This window comes from Chryseobacterium sp. OV279, from assembly GCF_900128945.1.
GTDB lineage: Bacteria > Bacteroidota > Bacteroidia > Flavobacteriales > Weeksellaceae > Chryseobacterium.
The window spans coordinates 14,490-40,141 of the sequence record NZ_FQUD01000007.1; the positions used below are offsets into that span (position 1 = coordinate 14,490).

Sequence of the window (25,652 nt, forward strand, 5' to 3'; positions counted from 1 at the left end):
TGAATTGGTAAGTGTAGATATTTTTCTAATAAGTGTGCCTGATTAACAGATAAGTGTAATTTTTGAATATCGATGAAATAAATAATCCGCGATATATTTTAACTTAAAACTGAGATTGCTCACATCCTTTATGCTTCAAGGCTCTTACATTTGTGATAAAGAAAACTAAATCATCATAAAATCAAGACCATGAACATTAAAAAGACCGGGTTACCCGACAAATCTGTTCTATCCGGAGAAAAAATTTTTTTTGACTACACAGACAGTTTCAGTGGAGAAGTACTGAATGGAGAACGAAGCATCAGTACAGCGGAGATTGGCAAGGCATTTTTTACCAGTACTCCTCAATGGGGGAAGAAAATGTTTGCTTTGAGGAACCGTATGGTCAAAATATTCGGACTGAAAACCGGAAAAGAGCGAAATGAATCTTTAAAACCGGAGTATCTTCAGCTTGAAGTAGGAGAGCAGGTCGGAATTTTCACGGTCTTCGGTAAGACAGATCATGAAATTATTCTGGGTGAGAATGATAAACACCTTGATTTCAGAGTTTCTCTTCTTTATGATAAAGCAAAACACAGCACTGAAGCGAATTCTTTAACGATTTCAACCACCGTAAAATACCACAACTGGATGGGAAAACTGTATTTCCTGCCTGTATGTCCTTTTCACCAGCTGATCGTTCCGGTCATGCTGAAAAAGATGATTGCAAAGCTGGAAAGCAGTACCTATGATTCTGAGATATTGACATCTGATTAATTTCAGGGAAATGTAACTGTAGGTTTAATAATCGTAGATTAATTTAAAATACAGGAACCGATAAAGAAAGACCACCCGATTTAGATGGCCTTTCAATTTTAATTTGAGATAATTTATTTCGAAATCAATAGTTTCTGAGAACTCGTTTTATTTTCAGATCGAAGTTCCACTATATAATTTCCTTGTATCAGATTTTCGGTATTCAGCTTAATAATTTGACGGCCGCTGTTCAGGTTTTCAGATTTTTCAAGCACAACTTTTCCTGAAATATCAATAAGTCTTATGGATATCAACCCTTTTTTTGAAAGAGTAGTTTGTACATCCACATAGTTTTTAGCAGGATTTGGAACCAGCAAAAATTCATTTTTCTCGTATTTTTCAACTTCGGCTTTTGTAATAGTTTGAAGTTCACGAAGCGGGGTCATTACTCCCGAAACGATAGGAGATGTATAACAAAAAGTAAAGCATCTTTTACATCTGACTGCTTTTCCAATTTGCTCAGTAACACAAATAGTATAAGTGCCTGCGGTTGAATAATTGTGAGTAACAGCTGCTAAAAGTACAGGAGATGTAGTTCCGTCTCCCCAGTTTACAGTATAAGTAGGGCCAGGGTTCCCTGGAGTGGAAACATAAATTGGGTTAATTAAAGTTAAAGTAGCAGTTGCTGAATTAATAAAGGTACTAAATGATGTATCAAGTTTGAAATCTGCCGTACAGTCACTGCATGATTTTATGCAGACATTATCAAAATAGACTATTTCTGATGGAGATGAAGTAACCTCAGGCGATAGGATCAGCGAGGCAGTATTGAGCATAATATTGTCAAAAATACTGGCACTTGCTGCTGTCCATTTACCATCTGAATTGCTAGGAAGAGGCCCTCCGTTAGCAAGTTGGATTGGAGCTTTCACCCGAACCCATCCGCTTCCTGCCGTTACGGTAATATTGGCTGTAAATGTTGCATGGTTGACACCATCCGATATGGTAATGTATGGATGATGTGGTGCTGTGCTGCCTCCGCTGTTTTGAAGATAAAAATCAAAATAAAGACACTGCCCAAGGAACCTCTTACCCAAACTTTTATAATCGGTAGTGTTTTCATACCATGAACCTCCGGATTTGTCAGTTAGGCTAAGATATTGGCTACCATCAAAAGTATTGGGACTTCCATACTGTACTGTGAGATTACTGTTGCCCGGAGAAGGATTCCAGTTAGGTGCCGGATTTGTGTTGAAATTAGAACATGGAGGTGGATCGAAAACCTGCGCATTTGCTGTAATACTGCTTAATAGCAATGTCATAATTAAAAGATATACTGTTCTCATAATGCAATTTTGGTTTTGTACATCAAAAACCAACAAAAACTTTAAGATTAATAATTATTAGCTTAGATAGCTTCAACTATTATTATAAAGTTGTGGCTATCCATTTTTTATTTGTCAGTTAAAAATTGGGGTTAAGTATTTTATATTACTCACAAATTTGTAAGAATTGCCTTTTTTTAAAATCTACGTGGAAATGGATTTACCATTTAGTATAGCACTGACAGTTAGGTCAATGATTTTAATGACTGGCTTTCCGGTATTTGGAATCTGTCCTTTATTGTAGAAAAGATCAAGATTATCTTGTATTCTGGAATATATTATTTCCCTCTGTTTTAAATGACGGAAATTGATCTTGTGAATAATGGGAAACATCCTTACTAAGGATTGTGAAATACCTGATCCGACAACAGCTGAGAATACTTTTATTTTCATTTGTAAGTTATTTTTATGTTTTCCATAAAAGTATCCTGATGGGTGATATTCTGTTATTGTGAATTAGTAACTGTTATGTTTTGCTTAGCAAGTGGTATTTTATATCTTTTAAGTGTGATTTAGCATGTCGTAAATCCTTATTAATAAAGGAAAAATAAGGATTTAAGGTTATGTGAAATATTTTAATAGGAGTGTCGTAAAATTCTCAATAAAACAATGAAAAATTAAAAATGTGCGATTATTTTAGTGTGGGTTGGCAAAAGAACGAAATGTGATATAAAGACATGATCTGCCAGGTCTGTTCAGCTAAAAACAGATCAGTTTTACCAAAAAGCTTTGTCATTATTCCAAATGCTCAATTTTATGTAAAAAATCATTCTTTTTACGGACAGAAACGTCCAGGATGGAATTGTCAGCCATCACCACCTGGCCGCCTTTCCCCTTGATGTATTCCTTAAGGTGAAAAAGATTGATCAGATGCTTGTGATGGATCCTGAAGAAATTATATTTTGTAAGTTGCTCTTCAAATTCATGCAGTGTTTTGGAAACAATAATCTTCGTTTTATCTGTTAAATAAAAGGTGGTATAGCTGGAGTCGGCTTCACAGCGGATGATATCGGTGATATTGGTCAGTTTAAAACCCTGAAGCGTTGGAAGGCTGATCTTATTTTCATTCAGGGAAATATTTGAAGAATTTTTATTTTTCTTCATATTTTCCAGAACTTTATTAACGGCAATGATAAAATCCATCTTCCTGATGGGTTTCAGTAAATAATCCGCCGCACTGTTTTTGATCGCCTGAATGGCAAAATTTTCAAATGCTGTAATAAAAATAATCTGAGCATCTACCTCCCTGAATTGGGAAAGAAGATCGAAAGCAGTACCGTCTTTGAGCTGTACATCCAGAAAAATAATGTCCGGGGTATTTTTAGAAAGATTGATATAGGCTTCTTCCACGCTTGATACCTGAAATACGATCTGGATATCAGGGAATTCATTTTCCAACAGAAGAGCGATATAGTCTCTTCCGTCCTGTTCGTCATCAATGATGCATGCTTGTATTTTGGTTTTCATAGGGTTTTATATAAAGTTTAATCTGGGTTCCCGGTCTCTGTTCTTTTTCATAAAGATCATAAATCTCTAATAAGATATGAGTCTCAAAAAGCTGCCGGAATGTTTCAATTCTTTTCTGAGATAATTTGACCCCGAAAGAATCCGCTTTTTTCTGTTTTCCGTTACCAATGCCGGCACCGTTGTCTTCAATGATGACACAAAGTGAAATTCCCGTATGGTCAAATGAAACCTGAATGTTTCCTTTTCTGTCCGTTAATCCTGCAATTCCATGTTTTATGGCATTTTCTACAAAAGGCTGGATCAGCAGGGAAGGGACCACCCAGTTTTTATCTACCTTTTCAGATATTGTGATCGAATAATCAAACAGATCTTTCAGTCTCAGTTTTTCCATATTCAGATACAGGGCCAGATATTCTGTTTCCTCTTGGATCGGCATAAATGTTTTCTCCGAATAATGCAGGGTTTTCCTGATCATTTGGGCAAATATTTCCAGATAATTCTCTGTTTCCCGGTAATCCTTTTTGTACAGAAGAAACTGGATAGAATTAAGACAGTTGTAAATGAAATGCGGGTTGATCTGTGCCTTGATCGCCTGTAATTCAAGCTCCGCAATTTTCTTTTCATAATACAAAGTTTCCAGTTTTTTATTTCTTTTTTTCTGGAAATAAATCGTGATAAGAATAAACAATGCCGCAGCTCCCAGACTGATGATCATGGTCTTGAACCACCAGGTCTGCCAGAATTTCGGGCGGATTTCAAAATGCAGTTCTGTAGGAGTATAAGAGCGCTTCCCATTATATCCGATCCCATAAACTTTAAATGTATAATTGCCCGGCGGCAGAGAATACAAAGCTATTTTCTGCGAGCTGCTGGTTTGCCAGCCGCTACTGAGCCCCTCAACGGTATACCGGTAGCTGATCTTCCCCTGCGAGGTGAAATCGGGAAAACTTACATTGAATATGATATCATTTTCTGGAGTTTGTCCTGTTACCGGCTGATGGGTATCAAAGATTTCTTTTCCTCCGGCCACAACAGAGCTAATGATCACTTTTTTGTCGATAAAATTTTTCTGAGTCATCAGATTTTTGATGGAAAGAATTCCAAGTCCCTTTGATGTTCCTACAAAAATGGTATCACCGGAGAGAGCGCATCCTGCTACAGTATTGGAAGGAAGCCCATCTGTCTGTGTGAAATTATTAATCTTTAAATCATGGCCTCTAAGCTCTATTCTGCTGAGTCCGTAATTGGTGCTTGCCCAGAAAATATTTTTATTCTCTACTTCTATTTTTTTGATTTGACCGGTGGCCAGTCCTGTACTTTCTGTAATTTTTCTGATGATTTTAGTGTTGTCAAAAAGAACAATCCCATTCAGATTTGTGGCTCCGGCATACAGATTATCCCTGAGCTTCTTGATATCTGTAAAATAATATCCTTCCAGAAACAGAGTTTTCTTTTTTGTGACTGTACTCACTTTGTAAAGGTCCTTAAAACTTCCCGCAAACAGACTGTCACTGGCGTAAGGCAAAGCGGTGTAGATTCTTTCTTTACTGAGAACATCGGTGTATTTTTTTGTGCGGTAATTGTAGGAAATAAGGCCGTCTGAAGTACAGAGAAGAATAGATCCCGGAGTATAGGGTACAATATTCTTCAGAACAAAATTATTTAAAAAGTGTTTTTCCTTGATTTTTGTATTGTACTGGAAGAGCCTTCTTGTAAGCCCAAATATGACGGTGTTTCCTTCAGCAAAAATGGCTTTATGCTCTATTTTAATATTCTTTTCAAAAACAAGGTCGGTAACCTTTCCGTTATGATAAATACCACCTTTAGCCTCATTATATCCCAGGTAGATGCCGTGATTATTTCTGGCGATGACTGTTATATATGATAGATTATTTTTAATAGGAAGCTGCATATGCTTTTTAAAGAACCGGTCGGCAATAAAAAAAAGACCATTGTTGCGGCTGGAAAACCATGTATTGTTGTCCTTATCAACGAGAACATCACTGATGATATAATTTTCCATCATTTTTACAGGGCTGGAAAGTTCTTCCTCTTCCAACAGCGACTGTTTGAAGTAATGAACTCCGCCTGCTTCGAGACACAGCCAAAGCCTGTATTTACTGTCTATAACATGCCTGTCGACATTTTCCTTCGTTTGATAGCTTTTAATTTTTTTAAAATAAACCTTATTGTAGAGCTTATAAACATCAATATTTCTTTTATCTCTGAAAACGAATATGTCACCTTTTCTTATAATAAAGGTGCTTTTACTGGCGGAAATATTGCAGACCGTTCTTTTTTTACTGATGATATCATAAGCCATAATATTTCCACCGCCATAGTGGTTGAGCAGGTAAAAAATATGATCAGTCATGTTAAGGCCAAAAGCATAGTATTCATCCTTTGGCTTTCGTTTAACGCTTACCGGAATTCTGTCCACCTTTCCGTTTTTGTAGATATAAATTGTGCTGGGATTATAGCTGGAGAATAGATAGAGAGAACTCCCGTCAATGTAATAATCAGGATTGTAAGTGAACTGTATCTTCTTAAGCTCACTGTTCATATCCGAATTGATCACTTTTCCGTTTTTTAGGTAAGCATAGTCATTCAGAAACGGAGAAACGAAAACTTCGCCATTGGATAAAGGAATACAGGATAAGACATCAATATTTTTTAAACCATGTTTATTATTGAAATGCTTAAATTCCTTTCCATCAAACCTGAACATTCCATTGTCACTTCCAATCCAGAGAAGTCCAGAGGCGTCCTGACTGAGTGAATAGGTATATGAATTATTTAAACCATCTTCTTCATTATAATTGACCATTCCGGGAATCTGCGCAAAAAATAATGTTGGAGATAGTAAAATGAACAAAAATGAGAAAAGTATAAATATTTTTTTCACACCATATTGAATAATGATGTAAATATAGAATTTGATTGATAATAATGCAACATATAGCTGTGAATATTATTTAGGGCATTTTTTTAAATAAGTGATGTGTGGAATGAAAACAAAAACAGTAGAAATTCTAAAATCTCTACTGTCCGGAATCATTTGTTGTTTTATTTTATGTATTTCTTATTAAAAAGTTTAAAAAATGTGGAAATTTTAATATCGTAATGTCCCCAATTGATATGGCTGAATAATCCGGCAATGAATCACCGGATGATTTTTCTTTGAAAAAACAAATTCCAGTCTGCAGACCGGAATTTATTTTTTAAATCAACATTATTTGGGCTCTACCCACGGAAGTCCGCCCCAAGGCATGGTGTAGATCGCTGGAATTCCTCCAATGGGTTGTTGTGGATTTTGAACGATAGGGGGTTGAGGAGGATTAATTGCCCCCGGGTTGCTTGGTGTGATAAAAGCAGTTCCTCCTGAAATAGCATTCATTTGATTTTTCTTAAGTACTTTTCCTGTAATTGTTTTCATAATGTTTTTATTTATTGATTAACATGACGAAAATAGAGAAGTGCCTTAAGCAAAAACAGATACAACTAACAGGTGCGTGGGTTGAGCCAGTAAATGCGAAAAAAAGCGATTAATCTACGTTTCCTATCTTATGAAGAAAATCATTTTTTCTCCGGAAAGATACATCCAGAACAGAACCGTCACTCATAACCACCTGGCCGCCTCTGCCTTTAATATATTCCTGAAGATGATCTACGTTAATGAGATGCTTATGATGTATCCTGAAAAAATTGAGCTCAGGAAGCATCATCTCAAATTCATGAAGGGTTTTAGACACCATTATTTTAGTCTTATTGATCAGATAAAAAGTAGTGTAACTGGAATCTGCTTCGCAGCGGACAATATCGGCAATACCTATCACTCTGAAACCCTGCAGGGTAGAAAGTATGATCTTGTTGTCCTGTAATGGATTGTTATGGACCGGCTGTGTTTTTTTGATATTTTCCAAAGCTTTATTAACGGCTATAACAAAATCAATTTTTTTTATGGGCTTTAAAAGATAGTCGGTAGCTCCGTTTTTAATGGCCTGAATCGCAAAATTTTCAAAGGCAGTGACAAAGATCATCTGAGACGAAATCTCTCTGAATTTTGACAGCAGATCGAAAGCTGTACCGTCATTCAGCCGGATGTCTAAAAATAAAATATCCGGCGTGTTTTTCGTAAGATAAATATAGGCTTCTTCTACGCTGGAAGCCTCAAAACTGATCTCAATTTCCGGAAATTCCTTTTTTAATAACAAGGCAATATAATCTCTTCCATGCTTTTCATCATCAATGATGCAGATTTGTGTTTTTGTTTTCATAGGGGCTGATGTATAGTTTAACTTGTGTTCCTTGTTTTCCGTTTTTCTCAGACAGATTAATGATTTCTAAAGTGATATGGGTTTCAAATAACTGTTGGAAGGTTTTAATCCTTTTTTGAGATAATTTTAATCCGAAAGAATCAGTGTTTGGGGAAGATTCGTCTTTAGTTTTGATTCCTGTGCCATTATCCTCAATCGTGATGGAGAGGGTAGAATCTGCATGGTCAAAAGATATTTTAACGAAGCCTTTGGTATTTCTCAGGCTTGAAATTCCGTGTTTTATAGCATTCTCCACGAAAGGCTGAATTAATAGGGAGGGGATAGACCATCTTCTATTGACTCGTTCGGAAATATGGATTTCGTAATCAAAAAGCTCATTTTGGCGAAGCTTTTCCATATCCATATAGAGAGAAAGATATTCCACTTCTTCCTCTATGGGCATGAAGGTTTTTTCTGAGTAATGAAGCGTTTTTCTGATCAGCTGCGAAAAAATATCCAGATAGTTTTCTGTTTCCTGATAATCTTCCTTGAACAACAGATATTTAATAGAATTAAGACAGTTATAAATGAAATGAGGGTTGATCTGTGCCTTAATAGCCTGTAGTTCCAGTTCTGCAATTTTCTTTTCGTGAAAGAATTTTTCCATTTTTTTATTACGCATTTTCTGCAGCCATGAATTAATGATCACAGTGACAGTCATGATCATAATAATCGCGAGAGCTGCCCTAAACCACCAGGTCTGCCAGAATCTGGGTTTAATTTCAAAAGCCAGATCAGACGACATAAAAGACTGCTTCCCATTGTAACCCAATCCATACACCCGGAATGTATATTTTCCCGGAGGAATGGAGTTGAATATGATAGCTGAGGAATTGCTAACCTGCCAGGCTTCATCAAGACCTTCCAACTTATATTTATAGCTTATTTTCCCCTGTGAAGCGTAATCGGGAAAGCTGAGGTTGAAAATCACATTATTATTGGAATGGCCGGTCAGGTTTGCGCTTAGATTATAATGCTCATTGTTTTCAATAGTGATGGAATTGATAATAACCTTTTTGTGTATGGATTTTTCCTGTGTCAGAAGCTTCTGAATGGAAAAGATTCCCAGTCCTTTGGATGTCCCGATAAAAATAGTATCGTTTCTGATGACACATTCTGATACCGCATTTGAGGGAAGGCCGTCTGTCTGGGTTAAATTGGTGATCTGAGGATTATTGTGGACAAGTTCAATTCTGGAAATTCCGGAATTGGTGCTGGCCCAGAAGGTATTTTGATTTTCTATCTCTATTTTTTTCACCTGATCGCTGATCAGGCCATCCTTTTTCTCAATTTTCTTTAAAATACCCTTATCATTGAAAATAATAATTCCGTTGAGGTTGGTGGCCCCCAGATAGACATGATCTCTTAACTTTTTTAGATCGGTAAAATAATATCCCTTTAAGAACAAGGTCTTTTTTTTAGTTTTAATATTGAATTTGTACAGATCACTGAAATTACCCACCAATAAATTTTTTGGATCAAAAGGGAGAACGGTATATACTCGTTCATCAAGAAGGCTGGTGATTTTTCCAGTTTTTAAATGGTAAGTCATTAAACTGCCGGATGTGCAGAAAAAGACCGAGTTCTGGGTGTAAGGAACGATGTTTTTTAAACTATACCTCAGTTTTTTACTCCTGTTTGTAGAAAGATCATAAACGACGATCTTAGCGGCCATACCGAAAATAGATACATTATGGTTCAGATAGATGGATTTGTTTTCATCCTTGTTGTTTGCATCAAGCGTAATATCCTGCATCTTACCATTCCTGTAAATAATGGCTCCGTAAGAATTGTTATAGCCCAAAATAATATTCTGATCATCTTTTGCAATCGCTTTGATATACTCGGAATTGCTTTTTACCGATAAGTTGATGTGATTGGTAAAAAGAGCTTTGGTGATAAAAAAAACACCGCTGTTCCTGGAATTGAACCAGACATTATCATCTTTATCTACCAGAACATTGTTGATGACATGCTGGTTTAATATTTTTACAGGAGGTGCCAGATATTTTTTATTTTCAAGCAGTGACTGGTTAAAATAGAGAACACCGCCATTCTGAACATTGAGCCACAGTTTGTTATTTTTATCAATAACACCGTAAAAGATGTTCTCTTTTGTATCGTAGGAGTGAATTTTCTTTATATGAAGCGGATCAGTCCTTTGATAGACCGTAATTTTTCCCTGATGCTGAAACACAAAAAAATCATCTTTTTCACAGATTATACTTCCCGGATCTATGCTGATCTCTTTTTCTTTCCGGGTGATCAGGCTGTAAATTAAAATTTTGCCGGTAATACTGTTATTTAAATATAAATTCTGAGTTCGGAAGTCATATTGTACCGTTGTAAATTCTCTTTTGTTATAATTTAAAAGGATTGGGTTTTTCTTTACTTTTCCATTTTCATAGATAAAAATATTCCGCGGACCTTGGGTGCTGTATAAATAAAGTCTGTTTCCATCACGCGTAATTTTGGGAATTGAGCCTGAAAACTGGTTTTTCAGATAATCGTTAATATTTAAATTGATCACCCGCCCGTTTTTCAGATAAGCAAAATCATTCAGGAAAGGAAGTATAAAAACCTCACCATTCGGCAAAGGCTCACAGGATATAATGTCAATATTCTTTAATCCTTCTTCTTTTCCATACTGCTTAAAATCTTTTCCGTCAAATCTGAATAATCCGTTGTCACTGCCTATCCAGATCAGGCCATTTTGATCCTGCCGCAGGTGATAAGTATATGAACTGTTGAGGCCATCTTCTTCATTATAATTGACCATTCCGGGAATCTGTGGAAAAAATAATGAGGGAGACAGCAAAATGAAATAAAATAAGTGGGAAAAGACAAATTTTTTCACATCATATTGAATAATGTGGTAAATATAGGATTTGACTGATAATAATGCAAAATTTAAGATTAAATATTGAATAAAATCGAATTGAAAAAATTCGGATAATTTTGTACAATTTCGTACTTTTGTATGTTTGCTGAAATCATATATGTCACAAGAAATAAATCCAATCTACTCCGAAGATAATATCAGAACCCTCGACTGGCAGGAACACATCCGTCTGCGCCCCGGAATGTACATCGGGAAGCTCGGAGACGGCTCCTCTGCAGATGACGGTATTTACATCCTGCTGAAAGAAATTCTGGACAACTCCATTGATGAGTTCAGAATGAAGTCAGGGAAAAGAATAGAAATAAAAGTGGACGACGGGAAAGTCAGTATCCGTGACTTTGGCCGTGGAATCCCGCTTGGAAAGGTAGTAGATGCCGTTTCTAAAATGAATACGGGAGGAAAGTATGACAGCAAAGCCTTCAAAAAATCTGTAGGATTAAACGGGGTTGGTACCAAAGCCGTGAATGCCCTTTCAGAATATTTCCGCGTACGGTCTTTCCGTGAAGGAAAAGTGAAGATGGCGGAGTTTTGCAGAGGAATCATCACGGAAGACCACGAAGAAAAAGATACTTCAGACCGCAATGGTACGGAGATCTCCTTCGTTCCGGACGGAGAAATTTTCCTTCATTTCAAATACAGAAAAGAATATATTGAAAAGATGCTGCGTAACTACGCGTATCTGAATCCGGGTTTGAAAATTATTTTCAACGGGGAAACCTATTATTCTGAGAACGGACTGAAAGACCTTTTGGAAGAAGAGATGGAAAACGAAATTCTGTATTCCATCATTCACCTGAAAGATACGGATATAGAACTGGCGATCACGCATTCAGACAAATCGCAGACGGAAACGTATTTCTCTTTCGTAAACGGACAGAATACCACGCAGGGTGGAACGCACCTTAATGCTTTCCGTGAAGCGTATGTTAAGACAATCCGCGAATTCTTCAATAAAAACTTTGATGCATCAGACATCAGAAAATCCATTATAGCAGCTATTTCCATCAATGTGGAAGAGCCTGTATTCGAGTCCCAGACCAAAACAAAACTTGGATCTAATGATATGGGCCCGAACGGACCTACCGTAAGGACTTTTATCATTGATTTTCTGAAAAGCAAACTGGATAATTTCCTTCACAAAAACCCTGAAATTGCCGAGGCTATCCAGAGAAAGATCCTGATCTCCGAGAGAGAAAGAAAAGAACTTTCAGGAATCCAGAAACTGGCAAGGGAAAGGGCTAAAAAAGTATCACTTCACAACAAAAAACTGCGTGACTGCAGACAACATTATAACGACCAGAAAAATGAAAGAAAAGGGGAAACCCAGATCTTCATTACCGAGGGAGATTCTGCATCCGGATCCATCACAAAATCCAGGGACGTAGAAACTCAGGCTGTATTTTCACTGAAAGGAAAGCCTTTGAACTGCTACGGACTGACGAAAAAAGTGGTGTACGAGAATGAAGAGTTCAACCTTCTTCAGGCGGCTTTGAATATCGAAGAAAGTTTGGAAGATCTGAGATACAATCAGGTGATTATATCAACGGATGCCGATGTGGATGGGATGCACATCCGTCTTCTGATGATCACCTTCTTCCTTCAGTTCTTCCCGGATCTGATTAAGAATGGTCACCTTTATATCCTTCAGACTCCATTGTTCAGGGTAAGAAATAAAAAGGAAACAAGATACTGCTACAGCGAAGCAGAAAGGATCAAAGCGCTGAATGAACTTGGAAAAAATCCTGAAATCACACGATTCAAAGGACTTGGAGAGATCTCTCCTGATGAGTTTAAACATTTCATCGGAAAAGATATCCGTCTGGAGCCTGTCGTGATCGGTAAAGATCAGACGATAGATCAGCTGCTGGAATTCTATATGGGTAAAAATACCCCGGACAGACAGGTATTTATCCTTGAAAATCTTGTCGTAGAAGATGCAGATATTGAGAAGAAGGAAATACTGGACGAAGCCGCAGGTTAAAAAACTAAACTAATACACATAAAACACCAAACACACAATACCAGACATGAGACTTAGCAACCGCAATAAAGCTTCAATTTACAATTTTGTACATACGCTGCTGCTGATGATGGTCATATTTGGGATAGCTGCATTTTTACTTAACGAGTACAGATTTCATGCGGTAGGAAAAGAAAGTTATATCATTCTTATTCTTCCGATCCTGCTGCTGGTGATTTTTCACCTGAACGGCAGACAGATCTTTGAATACGACAGTGACGGAGAAGCGCTGAACTTTAAAAACAGGAACATTATTCCTTTTTTAGACAGACCGCTTCATGACGAATTTCCGAAGTATAAACTGATGAAGTATGAGATTGTCAATGTATTCTTTATCAAAAGATTATATATTACGATTTCAAGTAAAAACAGCGGTTCTACCATCCTCAAATATGAAATATCTTATTTGAGCCAAAAAGAAGTAAACGATTTAAAACTCTCTCTGAATAAAGTAGTGAAAGCTAACGAGGAGAAAAATGATTAAAAACAGATGACGACAGAAGAAAACTCGCACGAAGGTGAGAGCTTGAAAAAAGTCTCAGGACTTTATAAAGACTGGTTTCTGGACTATGCTTCCTATGTGATTCTGGATAGAGCGATTCCTTCCGTCTATGATGGGCTAAAACCCGTTCAGAGAAGGATCATGCACTCTATGCGGGAACTGGAAGACGGCCGTTACAATAAAGTTGCCAATATCGTTGGGAATACCATGAAGTACCACCCTCACGGAGATGCTTCCATTACCGATGCCATGGTACAGATCGGGCAGAAAGAACTCTTGATAGATACCCAAGGAAACTGGGGAAACATCTATACGGGAGACTCTGCGGCAGCGGCAAGATATATCGAAGCCAGGCTGACTCCTTTCGCACTGGAAGTAGTCTTTAATCCGAAAACTACGGAATGGGCGAAATCCTATGACGGAAGAAATAACGAACCTATCGATCTTCCGGTTAAATTTCCTTTGCTTCTTGCACAGGGCGTAGAAGGGATCGGGGTAGGACTTTCCACGAAAATCCTTCCGCATAACTTCAATGAACTGATCAACGCTTCTGTTGCCCATTTGAAAGGAAAGAAATTTGAACTTTTTCCGGATTTTATGACGGCGGGTTATCTGGATGTTTCAGAATATAACGATGGTCACAGAGGCGGAAAAGTAAGAGCGAGAGCAAGAATTACCCACACCGACAAGCATATGCTGGTGATTTCCGAACTTCCTTTCTCAAAAACAACCAGTGACCTGATCGATTCTATCCTGAAGGCCAACGAAAAAGGAAAGATCAAGATCAAAAAGATTGAAGACAATACTTCAGATACGGTAGAGATCCTGATTCATCTCCATAATGATGTATCACCGGATAAAACCATTGATGCACTGTATGCCTTTACAGACTGTCAGGTAACGATTTCTCCGAATGCCTGCGTTATTGTAGGAGACAAACCGATGTTCATGAATGTTTCGGATATTCTGAAAATGAATACGGAGCACACGGTTTCTTTACTTAAAAAGGAACTTGAAATTGAACTTCACGAGCTTCAGGAAAGCTGGCATTTTTCTTCACTGGAAAGAATCTTTATCGAGAACAGGATCTATCATGATATTGAAGAAGTAAAGACCTGGGAAGATGTTATTAAAACTATTGATAAAGGTTTAGAACCTCATACCAAGCATCTCTTAAGAGCGGTAACAGAAGAAGATATTTTAAAACTGACCGAGATCAGGATTAAGAGAATTTCAAGATTCGATTTAGATAAATTTAAAGAAAATATAGCAGCCCTTGAAGGCAAAATAGAGCAGGTAAAATACAATCTTGCTAATCTGATTGCTTACGCGATTGATTATTATTTAAATATTCAGAAGAAATACGGAAAAGACAGACAGAGAAAAACTGAGCTTAGAATCTTTGATACCATTGATGCCACTAAAGTAGCGGTAGCTAATGAAAAGTTCTATGCCAATTTCGAGGAAGGCTTTATCGGAACATCGCTGAAAAAAGATCAGTATCTGTTCGACTGTTCGGATATTGATGATATCATTATATTCAGAAAAGACGGAACCATGAAGGTGGTGAAGGTGGATGCGAAAATATTCGTCGGAAAAGACCTTCTGAGCGTTGCCATATGGAAGAAAAATGACAAAAGAACGGTCTACAACATGATCTACCGTGAAGGCACCGCCGGACCTTACTACATGAAACGTTTCTCCGTGACGGCAGTAACCCGGAACACAGATTATCCGCTGGCTTCCGATAAAAAAGGTTCGGAAGTCCTGTATTTCTCTGCCAATCCTAATGGTGAAGCAGAAACAGTAACGGTGCTGTTAAAACCGAATCCTAGGATCAGGAAAAATAAAATGGAGATCGATTTCTCCGATCTTGCGATTAAAGGAAGAGACTCCAAAGGAAACCTGGTAACCAAGTATTCGGTGAAAAAGGTAGATATGAAAGAGGAAGGCGTTTCTACGCTGGCTCCAAGAAGAATCTGGTTTGATGATACCGTGAGAAGACTTAATGCAGATGCAAGAGGGACTCTTTTAGGCAGTTTCAAAGGAGACGACAGAATTCTGACCATCAATACAAACGGAGAAGTGAAGCTCGTTTCTTTCGATCTTGGAAACCGTTTCGATGATGAATACTTAGTTCTTGAAAAATGGAAGCCGCAACAGCCGGTGACCTGCATCTATTATGATGGTGAAAAAGACATGTATTTCATCAAGAGGTTCCTGCTGGAAAACACAGTGAATTTGCAGACGTTCATGCCTTCGGAGCACCCGAAATCATTCATCGAAAATGTAATCGTAGCGAACGGAGCATCTGCAGAAATTATTTTTGCTAAAGATAAAGGTAAAGACCGCGATGCTGAAATGATACATCTGGATGAATTTATTACTGTAAAAGGAATAAAGGCCATCGGAAACCAGTTTACCAAATTTAAAGTAAAAACCATTAATATTACGATTCCGGAACCCGTAGAAGAGGAACCGGAAGTGTATGAAGAGCCGGAAACCGGAGACGGTATTGTGGATGACGACCGTACTGTAATCGGGGATCTGTTTGAAAGCGGTGAACCAGAAAATTAAGCATTAAACTTATGAATATTCTAATCGTATTTATCATCATTACGGCCATTATCAGTTTTGTTGCCTTCAACAATCCGGGGATTACCGAGAAATATAAATTCAGTGTAGGACCTATTCTGAACAGGAAAGAGTATATACGTCTTATTTCATCAGGGTTTTTGCATGCCGATATCATGCACCTGGTATTTAATATGATGACGCTGTATTTCTTTGGACCAATTGTTATTCAGGCTTTCGGAAACATCGGTTTCGCGATTGTCTATCTGGGATCTATACTGCTGGGGAATTTTCTCTCGCTTTATATTTACCAGAAACAGCCTTGGTATTCTGCAGTAGGAGCGAGTGGAGGGGTTTCAGGGATATTATTTGCTTCCATTGCAATGATTCCTGACATCGGCATCTACATCTTCTTTATTCCGATTCCGATTAAAGGATATATTTTCGGACTGCTGTATTTCGGATATTCCGTGTACATGATGATGAATCCCAGACAGCAAGATAATATTGGCCATGCGGCACACCTTGGAGGTGCATTCTTCGGATTGGTGTATGCTGTGGCGATGGCTCCGGAACAGGCAATGCACAATGCTTTGTATCTTGGAATTATGTCTCTGCCACTCATCTATCTGGGCTACGAAATTTTTGTCAGGAAGAGAATAGGATAAAAGCTATCTTTACTTAAAATATCAAAACCAATGAACACATCAGAATTAAACCGCTTTATCGTTGTATTAATCTATGGTTCATTGGTTTTGCTTTCTTTACTGAAACTGTCCAATCCTTTGCGGGTTAACAGGAAAGCTAATTTCTGGTTCGGGATATTTCTATTTTTATGGTCAAGTTTCTGGCTGGATGAAGTCCTGACGCTTGTTACAGATTCCCAGGTAGAAGTTCATTCCATTATTTCTGTCCAGATTATTCAGTTTCTGACACCGATTATGTTCTATTTCAGTGTATTATTTTACACCAATCCGTCATTTAAATTTAAAATTACAGATCTTAAATACCTGATTCTGCCCGTTATCTTTTGGATTAATATTCTGTTACAGCGTTTCGGGGGATTTAAGGATAATACCGTTTTTAATGTTGTCTTTATCGGGTTAATCCTTTTCCAGGCCTTATTCTATACGGGTCTTTCCTACTTCACCATTCGAAAACATAAGAAAAGAATCCAGCAGTTTTCTGCCAATACGGAAGGAATCAATCTGAACTGGCTGGAGTACATCACAATTATTATTTTCATTATCAATATTGCCTACGTAGTTTATAATCTATCCTACGATTCAACAGCCTTGAATTTCTTCATTAACGGAGCTTTCCTTGTTGTGATTTATTTTGTAGGCTATTATTCTTTAAAACAGAAAGAAATTTATCCATTGGAAGAAAAACAGCGTGAGGAACTGATATCCATTGATGAAGATCCGGAAACGGAAGAAGTGAAGAAAAAGCTGATCTCTGATGAAGAACTCTTAAAGATCAAAAGCCAGCTTGAAGAAATCATGGGTAAGCAAAAACCTTATCTTGACAGTGAACTGAACCTGATCCGTCTTTCCGAACTCTTATCTATTTCTACTCATCATCTGTCTTATGTAATCAATACCGGGTTTAAAAAAAACTTTTTCCAGTATGTCAATGAATACAGGATTGAGTACGCTAAAAAACTTCTTAAAGATACCCAGAGCAAACTTTCGATTTTGGGTATCGCTTACGAATCTGGCTTCAATTCTAAAACTTCTTTCAACACCACGTTTAAAAAACTGACCGATCAGACTCCTTCCGAGTATAAAAATGGTTCAGGTTTATAAATTTTAACGTTCTTATTTAAATAACTATCTGTTTTTCATTTAGTTGTGTGTATTTATTTTTAAAATTAAAAATAGGTTCGCTCAGATAATCCTGAACATTGGAGGACTCATTTCAGAATAGATTTGTACCATAAAATTGTTTTATGAGCACCAAAGAATCATATGCTGTAGTGACGGGAGCAAGTCAGGGACTGGGAAAAGCATTTGCCGAAAACCTGGCCAGTAAAAATATCAATGTCGTTCTGGTCAGTCTTCCGGGGCAACATTTAAAAGAACTGGCTCAACGGCTGGAGGAAAGCTACCCAATCAAAGCCCATTATTATGAAGTAGACCTTTCCGTGAATGAAAATGTTATGAAACTTACAGAATGGCTGAATAGGTCTTTTGAAATTCATATTCTGATCAATAATGCCGGACTTGGCGGGACGAAGAAATTTGTAGACGCATCGCCATCTTATATCAACACTATTTTACAGGTAAATGTAGCTGCAACTTCACTGATTACACACCAGCTGCTGCCTAATCTGTTGAGACAGCCGAAAGCCTATATTTTAAATGTATCCAGCATGGCTGCTTTTTCTCCGATAGGTTTTAAAACAGTCTATCCTGCATCCAAAACCTTTATCCATTCATTCTCAAGAGGACTGCATGAGGAGCTGAAAGATACCAACGTTTTTGTAAGCGTTGTGAATCCCGGTGCGATGAAAACAAACATCGACGTGTGTAAAAGAATAGAAAAGCAGGGTATTTTAGGGAAACTTACCTTACTTGATCCCAATAAAGTGGCAGCTTACTGCATCAGACAACTTTTCAAAAAAGATTCCGTTATTATGGTGAATCCCATCAGCTGGCTGGTCATGAAGATCCTGCCGATATGGATCAAGCTGCCTCTGATGACCAGTGCCATAAAAAAAGAAATTGAAGCATGAAAAAAGTTTTCGTGACCGGAGCCACAGGGCTTCTGGGTGCCAATACCGTTATTAAATTACTACAATATGATTATACTGTTACTGCTCTGGTGCGCAAAAAAAGCAGCTGGATGGGCGAAGAAAATGAAAATCTCAGACTCATAGAAGGAGACCTGTTCTCGGATATTTCAGACTATCTGCAGAATGTGGATGCTGTGATCCATATTGCCGCAGAAACCAGTCAGGATCTGCTGCATTATGACGATTATAAAAAGACGAATTACGATGCAGCTGTTCATCTGTTTGCGCAGGCAGCAGCGGCTGGAGCAGAGAAATTTCTTTTCGTGAGTACAGCCAATACGTTGGGATATGGGAATTCTGCTGTGTGGGGAAGTGAAAAAGCGCCTCAGATCTATCCGTTTACCCATTCTTATTATGCTCAAAGTAAACTGGAAGCAGAGAATTACCTTCTTCAGCAGAACAGAGGAACAAAGGTGGTTATTGTGAATCCTACCTTTATGATCGGGGCCTATGACCGTAAGCCAAGTTCTGGGAAAATCATTTTTTGGACCTGGAAAAAGAAATTGGTTTTCTATCCGAAAGGCGGAAAAAACTTTGTTCATGCCGAAGATGCAGCCGAAGGCATTATCAAAGCTGTTGAAAAAGGAAAAAACGGTGAAAAATACCTGCTGGCCAATGAAAACCTGACTTATAAAGAGTTTTTCGGAAAAATAAACGCGATCACCGGACAGGCTCCCCTCATGATTCCAATTCCTGATGCCGGGTTGGCGATGCTGGGAATGATCGGGGACTTTCTGAGAAAACTGAAGATAAAAACCAGCCTGAGTTCTCCCAATATGAAAGCTTTGAGAATCAATAATTTCTATTCAAACCGGAAATCTTCGGAAGAACTGGGAGTCCGGTATCAGTCCGTTGATAAGGCTGTTGAAGATGCAATCCGTTTTTTTGAAAGGAAGAATAATGAAGTTAAGGTAGGGCGGCAGATATAAGTTTTTTGTCTGTTCACGTTTGAATTCAAGTCCATTTTTACACATCAAATAATTTCACAGATTTCATTTGTGAAAACATCAATGGTTAATTTTATTCCACAGAAAAACAAATAAGAGCATATTCCTTAGATTTTTTCGAATTTAATCTGATCCGCAAGATATTTGGGAAGCTTTTGCACAGCAGTCATCAGTTTTATATTATTGATCTTTTTTTCTCTTTCATTTTTAATATAATGATTGCAGTTCACATAGAAAAAATAAGATATAATTCTGTTATAGTCATCCAGCGTTTCATCTCCTATCATGGAAAGGAGTTGGGATAGGAACAGTTCGCGGTCTTTAGATTCCGCTACAGCTCTTCCTGATCTTGAAATACTGGCATAATAATGATTGTCGGCAGGATTTTCTATTCTGAAAGAAGTTCCAAAAATAAGATCAGGAACATTGATGTTAAGTGTTTCAAGCTCTTTGATGTAAGTCTGCCGTCTTTCTCTGGCATAGCTGGCATCTGATGCTCTTTCAAACCTGTCGTTCATAATATCCAGATGAGATTTCAGGAAAACCGGCCAGTTGGCAGTTTCTGCAGATAGCAAAGCCAGATATACTCCCTGTACCCTTGGAGACTGATCCTGGCTGCATAATCCTACAACCTGCACAGACCTAAAATCATCAAGCAGTTTTTCTTTCTCAGCTTTAGAAAGCTTTCTCCAGTTTTTGGGAATCTCATTGGGAAGTCCTCCTTGTTTGGCATCTTTTTTTAATTTGGAAGAAGAAGTATCGATAAGACAGTCGGAATAGATGATCTGTCTTGAATATTTGGGAGCCAGGGGAATACTTTTAAAATTATCCAAAAAGTAAAAGGCTTCAATAGATTCTCCGGAATATGATTTTTTTTCGCTGTAAGAATACACCCATTTATTTTTTACAGGCTTGGTATACAGTTCTTTTTTATATGGAGTTTCTATTTCAATCTCGTCATCATCATTAACAGACAATTCTCTTATTTCTGTTACCTCCTTATCTCTGTAATTTATTGTTTTGGATTTGATCAGTAAAAGGTCCTTTTTAACCACTGCTTCCGGATATTTCTTAATAAAATCATCAAATGAAATATTCAGATCCATATCTTTTTTAGCCTGGGTAATAGGGCCGGACTTTAGCTTGACAGAATAACCTATGGTTTGTAGTTTGGAATAAAAAACCTGGTTCAGATCACAGGTTTTATATTTTAAATTGAGTGAATCAACAATTTTTGCAAGTTTACTCATTGTCTCTTCACCATAGATAAATCCGTTTTTGTATGTGGCAAATTCCTGAGCTGTGAGAGAACAGCTTAATGCAGTGAAGGCAGCGGCTAGAACTAGTTTTCTGATCATTGTGTTAATAAATTCTTAAATTGAATCTATAACGTAAATGATTACATAATTATTTTAAGGATAGAATATAAATTTTAATTCACCTTCCCAGCCTCTCCAAAGCCTCTTCCAGCGTTCCCGTAAAGTTGATATGTCTCGTTTTATTGCTTTCAAAAATGAAATCCCTGATGCTTTTTCCCGGATACTTTTCAAAATTTCCTACGATGGCCAGATTTACCCGATAATTGGAGAATTTCTGTAGGATATCTCCGGCTATTTTTGTTTTCAGATCAAAGAATTCGTTCGTAATATTTTCCTCATACATAATCACTTTATTAAAACCCTGATAATAAATGTTCCCAAGAAGATCCAGCCCATCCTGAGCGGATTTGATGATGACTTCGTCAGAAACAACTTCTGCAATTTTTATGGTATTAATATCGTGAGATTTGATCTGCATTTGGTTCTATTGTAAGGTTCTTTTCATATCTTTTAAAAAATCAGCCAACGGAAATGCATCACCCTGATTGGTCAGTGCTATGATGCAGCTGTTATGACTCAGATCTCTCCAGAATATCGCCCGGAAACCGCTCAGACCACCGGTGTGACTCACGGTTTTTCCTCCATCAGATTCTTCAATAAACCATCCGAAACCGTAGTTGGAAAGTTTTCCGTCAGACAGTTTGGTAGGTGTGTACATGAGATCCGTATTGCTTTTATTAATCAGTTTAAAGCTTCTTAAGGCCTGGTCAAACCGGTATAAATCTTCGGGAGTGGAGTAGATGCCTCCATCTCCGGTCGTTAGAATTGAATAATCATCCGGCTGTTTTTCTTTATTATACCCTGTAGCTCTGTTTTTATCGGCAGTTGAGGAATCATATACCCAGGTGTTTTTCATTCCCAGCGGAACAAAAATATGTTCACTGAGAAAGGTTCCATAAGACTGTTTTGAAACTTTTTCAATGATCAATGACAGGATAATAAAGCCACTGTTACTGTATTCAAACCTGCTCCCTGAGGGGAATTCCAGCTTGTTGAGGCCATACAGCCAGCCCAGCACATCCTGATTGGTCAGTCCTTTTTTGCTGAAAATAATCGATTCGTAATCTTTTATTCCTGAGGTATGATTTAAAAGCTGCCTGATGCTTACATTTTCGGCATAGGCAGGCAGCTCAATATATTTTGATGCTTTATCTTTATAATTCAATAATCCTTTCTGTTGCAGAAGCATAACCGAAGTTGCGGTAAAAGGCTTGCTTAATGAGGCAATATAGATCGGAGTGGTTTTCTCCAGTTTTATATTTTTCTCCCTATTGCTGAGTCCTAAAGCCGTGTCACAGACTAGTTTTCCATTGTTTACAGCTAAAACAGAACCGTTGAATTCTCCCTTGTCGTAATAACTTTTGACCACATTACGCGAGTTTTTTTCACAGGATGAAAGCTGCAGAATAACGATAAAACCAAGCAGTAGACTGAATAAGGATATCCGCATAGAGGTATGGATTAAGAAGATAAAAGTACTTATTTCTTTCCAACAATAAAGCGGTCGTTTTCAGATAAATCTTTGATGAGTTTTGCTTCAGAAAAATGTCCGGTATATAGGTCAAGGGTTTCAGGACCGAGCTTCTGATTGATTTCCAAAAATAAAAGGCCGTTGGCTTTCAAGTATTGATGAGCATCTTCTGCAATTTTCCGGTAGAAGATCAAAGCATCCTGAACAGGAGAAAATAGGGCCATTTTGGGCTCAAATTCCTTGACAGAATCTGCGATCTCAACTTCCTCTTCAATTCCTATGTACGGAGGATTGGAAATAATAATATCATAACTTTCGGCTAATCCGAAGCTGAGATAATCCCCATGAATAAAATTGATTTCCAACTTATGATGTTCTGCATTTCGCTTAGCTGTTTCCAAAGCTTTTTCTGAAAAATCAATGGAGGAAATTTCCGCTTCGGGAAAATGTTTTTTTAAAACCAACGGAATCACACCGCTTCCGGTTCCGATATCCAAAATCTTTAAACCCTGAACAGGAAGTTCCGAATCATGAATGTTTTGAATCGCAATTTCAAGGAGTTCCTCTGTTTCAGGACGTGGAATCAGGACGTGTTCGTCCACGAAAAATACCATTCCGTAAAACTCGGTTTCACCCAGAATCTGCTGATAAGGCCTGCCAGTTTTTAAATCAGAAACAATCTGAATAAGCTGCTTTTCATCATCAATAAGAAGTTCCTGTTCCGAAAGCCTTCTCTGATGAAATGAATCGAAACCTACTATTTTCTGTATAAAAAGAGCCGATAAAAAAGCACTTTCCGAATCAGTATACAGCTCGGAAAGTTCAGTTTTAAAATATTTTTTGAATGCTGATATCGTCATTTATCTTGTGAAAACCAGTTTTGTGTCCGTAGATTTTTCTTCATTGATCAGGTAGCCTTCATAGTTGAATGCTTTTACGTCATTCAGCGTCCTGGCATTGGTTTCTGCACAGAATCTTACCACAAGGCCTCTCGCATGTTTGGTATAAACGACAATCGTTTTCAGTTTTCCTTCTCTCAGTTCGTAAAATTCAAAGTCGATCACCTTGTGATTCAGTTTTTTTCTGTCAATCACCTTTCCGTACTCGTTACTGGCCAGGTGAAGAAGGAATTCGCCTTTTTTCATTTCAGAATTCAACTGTTCGGTGATCTTTTCTCTCCAGAATTCATACAGGTTTTTGTATTGATCAAACTCGAAATGACGACCCATTTCCAGTCGGTAAAGCATCACTTTATCAGAAGGTTTCAGCAGACCATACAGCCCGGAAAGCATTCTGTAATTTTTCTGTAAGTAGTCTACCGCATTTTTATCCAGGGTTTTCGCATCCAGCCCTCTGTACACTTCACCGGCAAAAGCGAACATGGCAGGAGCGGATTCCTTTGCTGTAGGTTTGTCTTTCCATCTTTGGTTTCGTTCCCAGTTTTCATCAGCCAGTTTAGGCGAGATTTCCATGAGTTCGGAAAGATATTTCGGCGATTTATGTTTTAAATAAGACTGTATCAATGCAGCGTCTTCGATGAATTTCGGAGTTGTAGATCTCAGTAAGTCGGTTGAATTCTCAACGTTCATCAGTTTCGCTGGAGAAGTTATAATTTTCATAATGTTTAGAATGCAGATAAATGTTTAATGTCAATAAAATTCATAATCATCATAGACACAAAGTCGTACATAAAATGACAGATGATCAGAATCTTAATATTCGAATATTTTTTATAAAACAAAGCAAAAACGGTTCCGATAAAGAAAGGAACTACTACCTGTCCAACCGTTCCGTAGGTGCTGTGCAGAATCCCAAATAACATGGCAGAACCAATAATGCCAACGTACGGGCTACTGTATATTTTTTCAAGTCTCGGCTGAATATATCCCCGCATCAGAAGTTCTTCCACGACGCCTGCAGTGAGGCAGATAAAGATAATCAGCAGATAGTTGTTTTTAAAAACAGAAGAGAACTGAACCAGTTTGTTGCTCATCCCTTCCCGGGTCAAAAGCTGAACGATAACATTCAGAAGAGAACCGCCGAAAGCACAGATCAGATAAAGCGCAATGACTGCTTTGATGTAAAATAGGGTGGAGTATTTCTTATCTTTCCATAACAGAAAAGTGTTTTTTTCAACGGAAAGACTGTAAAGGAAAATCAATCCAAGAACCGCCCAGAGTGCGAATCTTGTATAAAAGAAATTAGCCGCATTAAATACCTTGACTCCCGTAATAAAATAGATAAGCGGAAAAACATAAAGCATCAGTGCAGCGAGGAACACAAAGGTCAAAAGAATTCCCAGTGCATATTTTCCGTTTAAACTCATAATTTCAGATGATCAGCGTTCAGCCTCCTTTAATACTTTACTAAATAATACCTTTTCCTTGGCGGATGATCTCCGGTTCTCCGGAAGTAAGATCCACAATAGTAGAGGCTACGTTATCTCCATACCCGGAATCGATGACAATATCTACCAGATGATCATATTTTTCGGCGATCAGTTCCGGATCTGTAGAATATTCAATGATTTCGTCATCATCTTTTATAGAGGTTGAAGCAATCGGATGTCCCAGTTTTTCCACTATAAGTTGGGGAATCGGGTGGTCAGGAACACGGATACCGATTGTTTTATGGTTTTTATATGCTAAAGGAAGACTTTTATTGGCATCAAGGATAAAGGTGAACGGTCCCGGAAGATGGCTTTTCAGAAACCTGAAAACAGAAGTATCGATAGGTCTTGTAAAATCTGAAAGATGGCTTAAATCATTACAGATAATTGAGAATTTAGACTTTTCCAGCTTGACTTTCTTGATCTGGGCCAGTTTTTCCATAGCCTTTATGTCAAAAATATTACATCCTAAGGCATAAATCGTATCTGAAGGATAGATAATTAATCCGCCATTTTTTAAGGTTTTAATCACCTCATTCACAAGATTTTCCTGAGGGTTATCAGGGTAAATTTTAAGTATTTTTGCCATAAAACAAAGATACAAATAATAAAATAGTTTTCATAAAAGTCCTTTATTTAAAAGAAAAATTAGGATTTTTAAAAAATAGACGTATCTTTGCAATCCAATATCGCGGGATGGAGCAGTAGGTAGCTCGTCGGGCTCATAACCCGAAGGTCATCGGTTCGAGTCCGGTTCCCGCTACTAAG

General features: G+C 37.7%; 21 protein-coding genes and 1 tRNA gene. 9 read left to right on the top strand and 13 right to left on the bottom strand.

The window, feature by feature from the left end; all coding sequences use genetic code 11:
• Positions 1-189 precede the first annotated feature (189 nt).
• Complete coding sequence (locus BUA72_RS23970) at positions 190-756, top strand: DUF2867 domain-containing protein (RefSeq protein WP_072925850.1); 567 nt, start codon at positions 190-192, stop codon at positions 754-756.
• 113 nt (positions 757-869) lie between these two features.
• On the opposite strand, the gene BUA72_RS23975 is transcribed toward BUA72_RS23970, so the two are convergent.
• The 6 genes from BUA72_RS23975 to BUA72_RS24005 all read right to left on the bottom strand — a co-directional run bounded on the left by BUA72_RS23975 (position 870) and on the right by BUA72_RS24005 (position 10,682).
• Positions 870-2,081 carry a T9SS type A sorting domain-containing protein gene (locus BUA72_RS23975; RefSeq protein ID WP_072925853.1) on the bottom strand — a complete coding sequence of 404 codons (1,212 nt, stop codon included), beginning with the start codon at positions 2,079-2,081 and terminating at the stop codon, positions 870-872.
• A gap of 774 nt (positions 2,082-2,855) precedes the next feature.
• Positions 2,856-3,587 carry a LytR/AlgR family response regulator transcription factor gene (locus BUA72_RS23985; RefSeq protein ID WP_047456400.1) on the bottom strand — a complete coding sequence of 244 codons (732 nt, stop codon included), beginning with the start codon at positions 3,585-3,587 and terminating at the stop codon, positions 2,856-2,858.
• Positions 3,556-6,462, bottom strand: a complete 2,907-nt coding sequence (locus tag BUA72_RS23990) for a sensor histidine kinase (RefSeq protein WP_139259677.1) — start codon at positions 6,460-6,462, stop codon at positions 3,556-3,558. Before BUA72_RS23990 ends, BUA72_RS23985 begins: the two co-directional genes overlap by 32 nt.
• Before the next feature lie 357 nt (positions 6,463-6,819).
• Positions 6,820-7,023: a hypothetical protein gene (locus BUA72_RS23995; RefSeq protein WP_047456397.1), complete on the bottom strand. Its 204-nt coding sequence runs from the start codon at positions 7,021-7,023 to the stop codon at positions 6,820-6,822.
• Between the two features lie 109 nt (positions 7,024-7,132).
• Positions 7,133-7,864, bottom strand: coding sequence for a LytR/AlgR family response regulator transcription factor (locus tag BUA72_RS24000; protein ID WP_072925861.1), 732 nt, complete (start codon positions 7,862-7,864; stop codon positions 7,133-7,135).
• Entirely contained in the window at positions 7,833-10,682 is a 2,850-nt protein-coding gene (locus tag BUA72_RS24005) for a sensor histidine kinase (protein ID WP_072925864.1), read from the bottom strand. Before BUA72_RS24005 ends, BUA72_RS24000 begins: the two co-directional genes overlap by 32 nt.
• 220 nt (positions 10,683-10,902) lie before the next feature.
• Here BUA72_RS24005 and BUA72_RS24010 point away from each other — a divergent pair, with 220 nt between their 5' ends.
• From BUA72_RS24010 to BUA72_RS24040, 7 genes are all read left to right on the top strand, one after another.
• Positions 10,903-12,786, top strand: a complete 1,884-nt coding sequence (locus tag BUA72_RS24010; RefSeq protein ID WP_047456392.1) for a DNA topoisomerase IV subunit B — start codon at positions 10,903-10,905, stop codon at positions 12,784-12,786.
• Positions 12,787-12,832: 46 nt separating this feature from the next.
• Positions 12,833-13,309: a hypothetical protein gene (locus tag BUA72_RS24015; protein ID WP_047456390.1), complete on the top strand. Its 477-nt coding sequence runs from the start codon at positions 12,833-12,835 to the stop codon at positions 13,307-13,309.
• Positions 13,310-13,315: 6 nt separating this feature from the next.
• Positions 13,316-15,904 carry a DNA gyrase/topoisomerase IV subunit A gene (locus BUA72_RS24020; RefSeq protein WP_072925865.1) on the top strand — a complete coding sequence of 863 codons (2,589 nt, stop codon included), beginning with the start codon at positions 13,316-13,318 and terminating at the stop codon, positions 15,902-15,904.
• Positions 15,905-15,915: 11 nt separating this feature from the next.
• Positions 15,916-16,569: a rhomboid family intramembrane serine protease gene (locus tag BUA72_RS24025; RefSeq protein WP_047456386.1), complete on the top strand. Its 654-nt coding sequence runs from the start codon at positions 15,916-15,918 to the stop codon at positions 16,567-16,569.
• A 30-nt stretch (positions 16,570-16,599) separates the two neighbouring features.
• Entirely contained in the window at positions 16,600-17,709 is a 1,110-nt protein-coding gene (locus BUA72_RS24030) for a helix-turn-helix domain-containing protein (protein ID WP_072925868.1), read from the top strand.
• Positions 17,710-17,852: 143 nt separating this feature from the next.
• Entirely contained in the window at positions 17,853-18,638 is a 786-nt protein-coding gene (locus BUA72_RS24035; protein ID WP_072925870.1) for an SDR family NAD(P)-dependent oxidoreductase, read from the top strand.
• Entirely contained in the window at positions 18,635-19,627 is a 993-nt protein-coding gene (locus tag BUA72_RS24040) for an NAD-dependent epimerase/dehydratase family protein (RefSeq protein ID WP_072925873.1), read from the top strand. Before BUA72_RS24035 ends, BUA72_RS24040 begins: the two co-directional genes overlap by 4 nt.
• Positions 19,628-19,752: 125 nt before the next feature.
• Here BUA72_RS24040 and BUA72_RS24045 read toward each other — a convergent pair whose 3' ends face one another.
• From BUA72_RS24045 to BUA72_RS24075, 7 genes are all read right to left on the bottom strand, one after another.
• The gene (locus BUA72_RS24045) at positions 19,753-21,003 is read right to left on the bottom strand and encodes a hypothetical protein (RefSeq protein WP_072925875.1); all 1,251 of its coding nucleotides are present in this window, start codon (positions 21,001-21,003) and stop codon (positions 19,753-19,755) included.
• 79 nt (positions 21,004-21,082) lie between these two features.
• Positions 21,083-21,442 (bottom strand): DUF4180 domain-containing protein, encoded by a 360-nt coding sequence (locus BUA72_RS24050; RefSeq protein WP_072925878.1) that lies wholly within the window; start codon positions 21,440-21,442, stop codon positions 21,083-21,085.
• 6 nt (positions 21,443-21,448) lie between these two features.
• A complete protein-coding gene (locus tag BUA72_RS24055; RefSeq protein ID WP_072925880.1) occupies positions 21,449-22,474 on the bottom strand; it encodes a serine hydrolase domain-containing protein in 1,026 nt (341 codons plus the stop codon).
• 29 nt (positions 22,475-22,503) lie between these two features.
• The gene (prmC, locus tag BUA72_RS24060; protein ID WP_072925882.1) at positions 22,504-23,355 is read right to left on the bottom strand and encodes a peptide chain release factor N(5)-glutamine methyltransferase; all 852 of its coding nucleotides are present in this window, start codon (positions 23,353-23,355) and stop codon (positions 22,504-22,506) included.
• Entirely contained in the window at positions 23,356-24,114 is a 759-nt protein-coding gene (gene yaaA / locus BUA72_RS24065; RefSeq protein WP_072925885.1) for a peroxide stress protein YaaA, read from the bottom strand.
• 5 nt (positions 24,115-24,119) lie between these two features.
• Positions 24,120-24,821 carry a CPBP family intramembrane glutamic endopeptidase gene (locus BUA72_RS24070; RefSeq protein ID WP_072925888.1) on the bottom strand — a complete coding sequence of 234 codons (702 nt, stop codon included), beginning with the start codon at positions 24,819-24,821 and terminating at the stop codon, positions 24,120-24,122.
• A gap of 40 nt (positions 24,822-24,861) precedes the next feature.
• A complete protein-coding gene (locus BUA72_RS24075) occupies positions 24,862-25,473 on the bottom strand; it encodes an L-threonylcarbamoyladenylate synthase (RefSeq protein ID WP_034725228.1) in 612 nt (203 codons plus the stop codon).
• A gap of 101 nt (positions 25,474-25,574) precedes the next feature.
• Between BUA72_RS24075 and BUA72_RS24080 the strand changes: the two genes are divergently transcribed.
• Positions 25,575-25,647, top strand: a tRNA-Met gene (locus BUA72_RS24080).
• The last annotated feature ends 5 nt before the right edge of the window (positions 25,648-25,652 follow it).

Coding starts and splice junctions, on each gene's coding strand:
- BUA72_RS23970 (WP_072925850.1), top strand. CDS start 190: ATGAACATTAAAAAGACCGGGTTACCCGACAAATCTGTTCTATCCGGA.
- BUA72_RS23975 (WP_072925853.1), bottom strand. CDS start 2,081: ATGAGAACAGTATATCTTTTAATTATGACATTGCTATTAAGCAGTATT.
- BUA72_RS23985 (WP_047456400.1), bottom strand. CDS start 3,587: ATGAAAACCAAAATACAAGCATGCATCATTGATGACGAACAGGACGGA.
- BUA72_RS23995 (WP_047456397.1), bottom strand. CDS start 7,023: ATGAAAACAATTACAGGAAAAGTACTTAAGAAAAATCAAATGAATGCT.
- BUA72_RS24000 (WP_072925861.1), bottom strand. CDS start 7,864: ATGAAAACAAAAACACAAATCTGCATCATTGATGATGAAAAGCATGGA.
- BUA72_RS24005 (WP_072925864.1), bottom strand. CDS start 10,682: ATGGTCAATTATAATGAAGAAGATGGCCTCAACAGTTCATATACTTAT.
- BUA72_RS24010 (WP_047456392.1), top strand. CDS start 10,903: ATGTCACAAGAAATAAATCCAATCTACTCCGAAGATAATATCAGAACC.
- BUA72_RS24015 (WP_047456390.1), top strand. CDS start 12,833: ATGAGACTTAGCAACCGCAATAAAGCTTCAATTTACAATTTTGTACAT.
- BUA72_RS24020 (WP_072925865.1), top strand. CDS start 13,316: ATGACGACAGAAGAAAACTCGCACGAAGGTGAGAGCTTGAAAAAAGTC.
- BUA72_RS24025 (WP_047456386.1), top strand. CDS start 15,916: ATGAATATTCTAATCGTATTTATCATCATTACGGCCATTATCAGTTTT.
- BUA72_RS24030 (WP_072925868.1), top strand. CDS start 16,600: ATGAACACATCAGAATTAAACCGCTTTATCGTTGTATTAATCTATGGT.
- BUA72_RS24035 (WP_072925870.1), top strand. CDS start 17,853: ATGAGCACCAAAGAATCATATGCTGTAGTGACGGGAGCAAGTCAGGGA.
- BUA72_RS24040 (WP_072925873.1), top strand. CDS start 18,635: ATGAAAAAAGTTTTCGTGACCGGAGCCACAGGGCTTCTGGGTGCCAAT.
- BUA72_RS24045 (WP_072925875.1), bottom strand. CDS start 21,003: ATGATCAGAAAACTAGTTCTAGCCGCTGCCTTCACTGCATTAAGCTGT.
- BUA72_RS24050 (WP_072925878.1), bottom strand. CDS start 21,442: ATGCAGATCAAATCTCACGATATTAATACCATAAAAATTGCAGAAGTT.
- BUA72_RS24055 (WP_072925880.1), bottom strand. CDS start 22,474: ATGCGGATATCCTTATTCAGTCTACTGCTTGGTTTTATCGTTATTCTG.
- prmC (WP_072925882.1), bottom strand. CDS start 23,355: ATGACGATATCAGCATTCAAAAAATATTTTAAAACTGAACTTTCCGAG.
- yaaA (WP_072925885.1), bottom strand. CDS start 24,114: ATGAAAATTATAACTTCTCCAGCGAAACTGATGAACGTTGAGAATTCA.
- BUA72_RS24070 (WP_072925888.1), bottom strand. CDS start 24,821: ATGAGTTTAAACGGAAAATATGCACTGGGAATTCTTTTGACCTTTGTG.
- BUA72_RS24075 (WP_034725228.1), bottom strand. CDS start 25,473: ATGGCAAAAATACTTAAAATTTACCCTGATAACCCTCAGGAAAATCTT.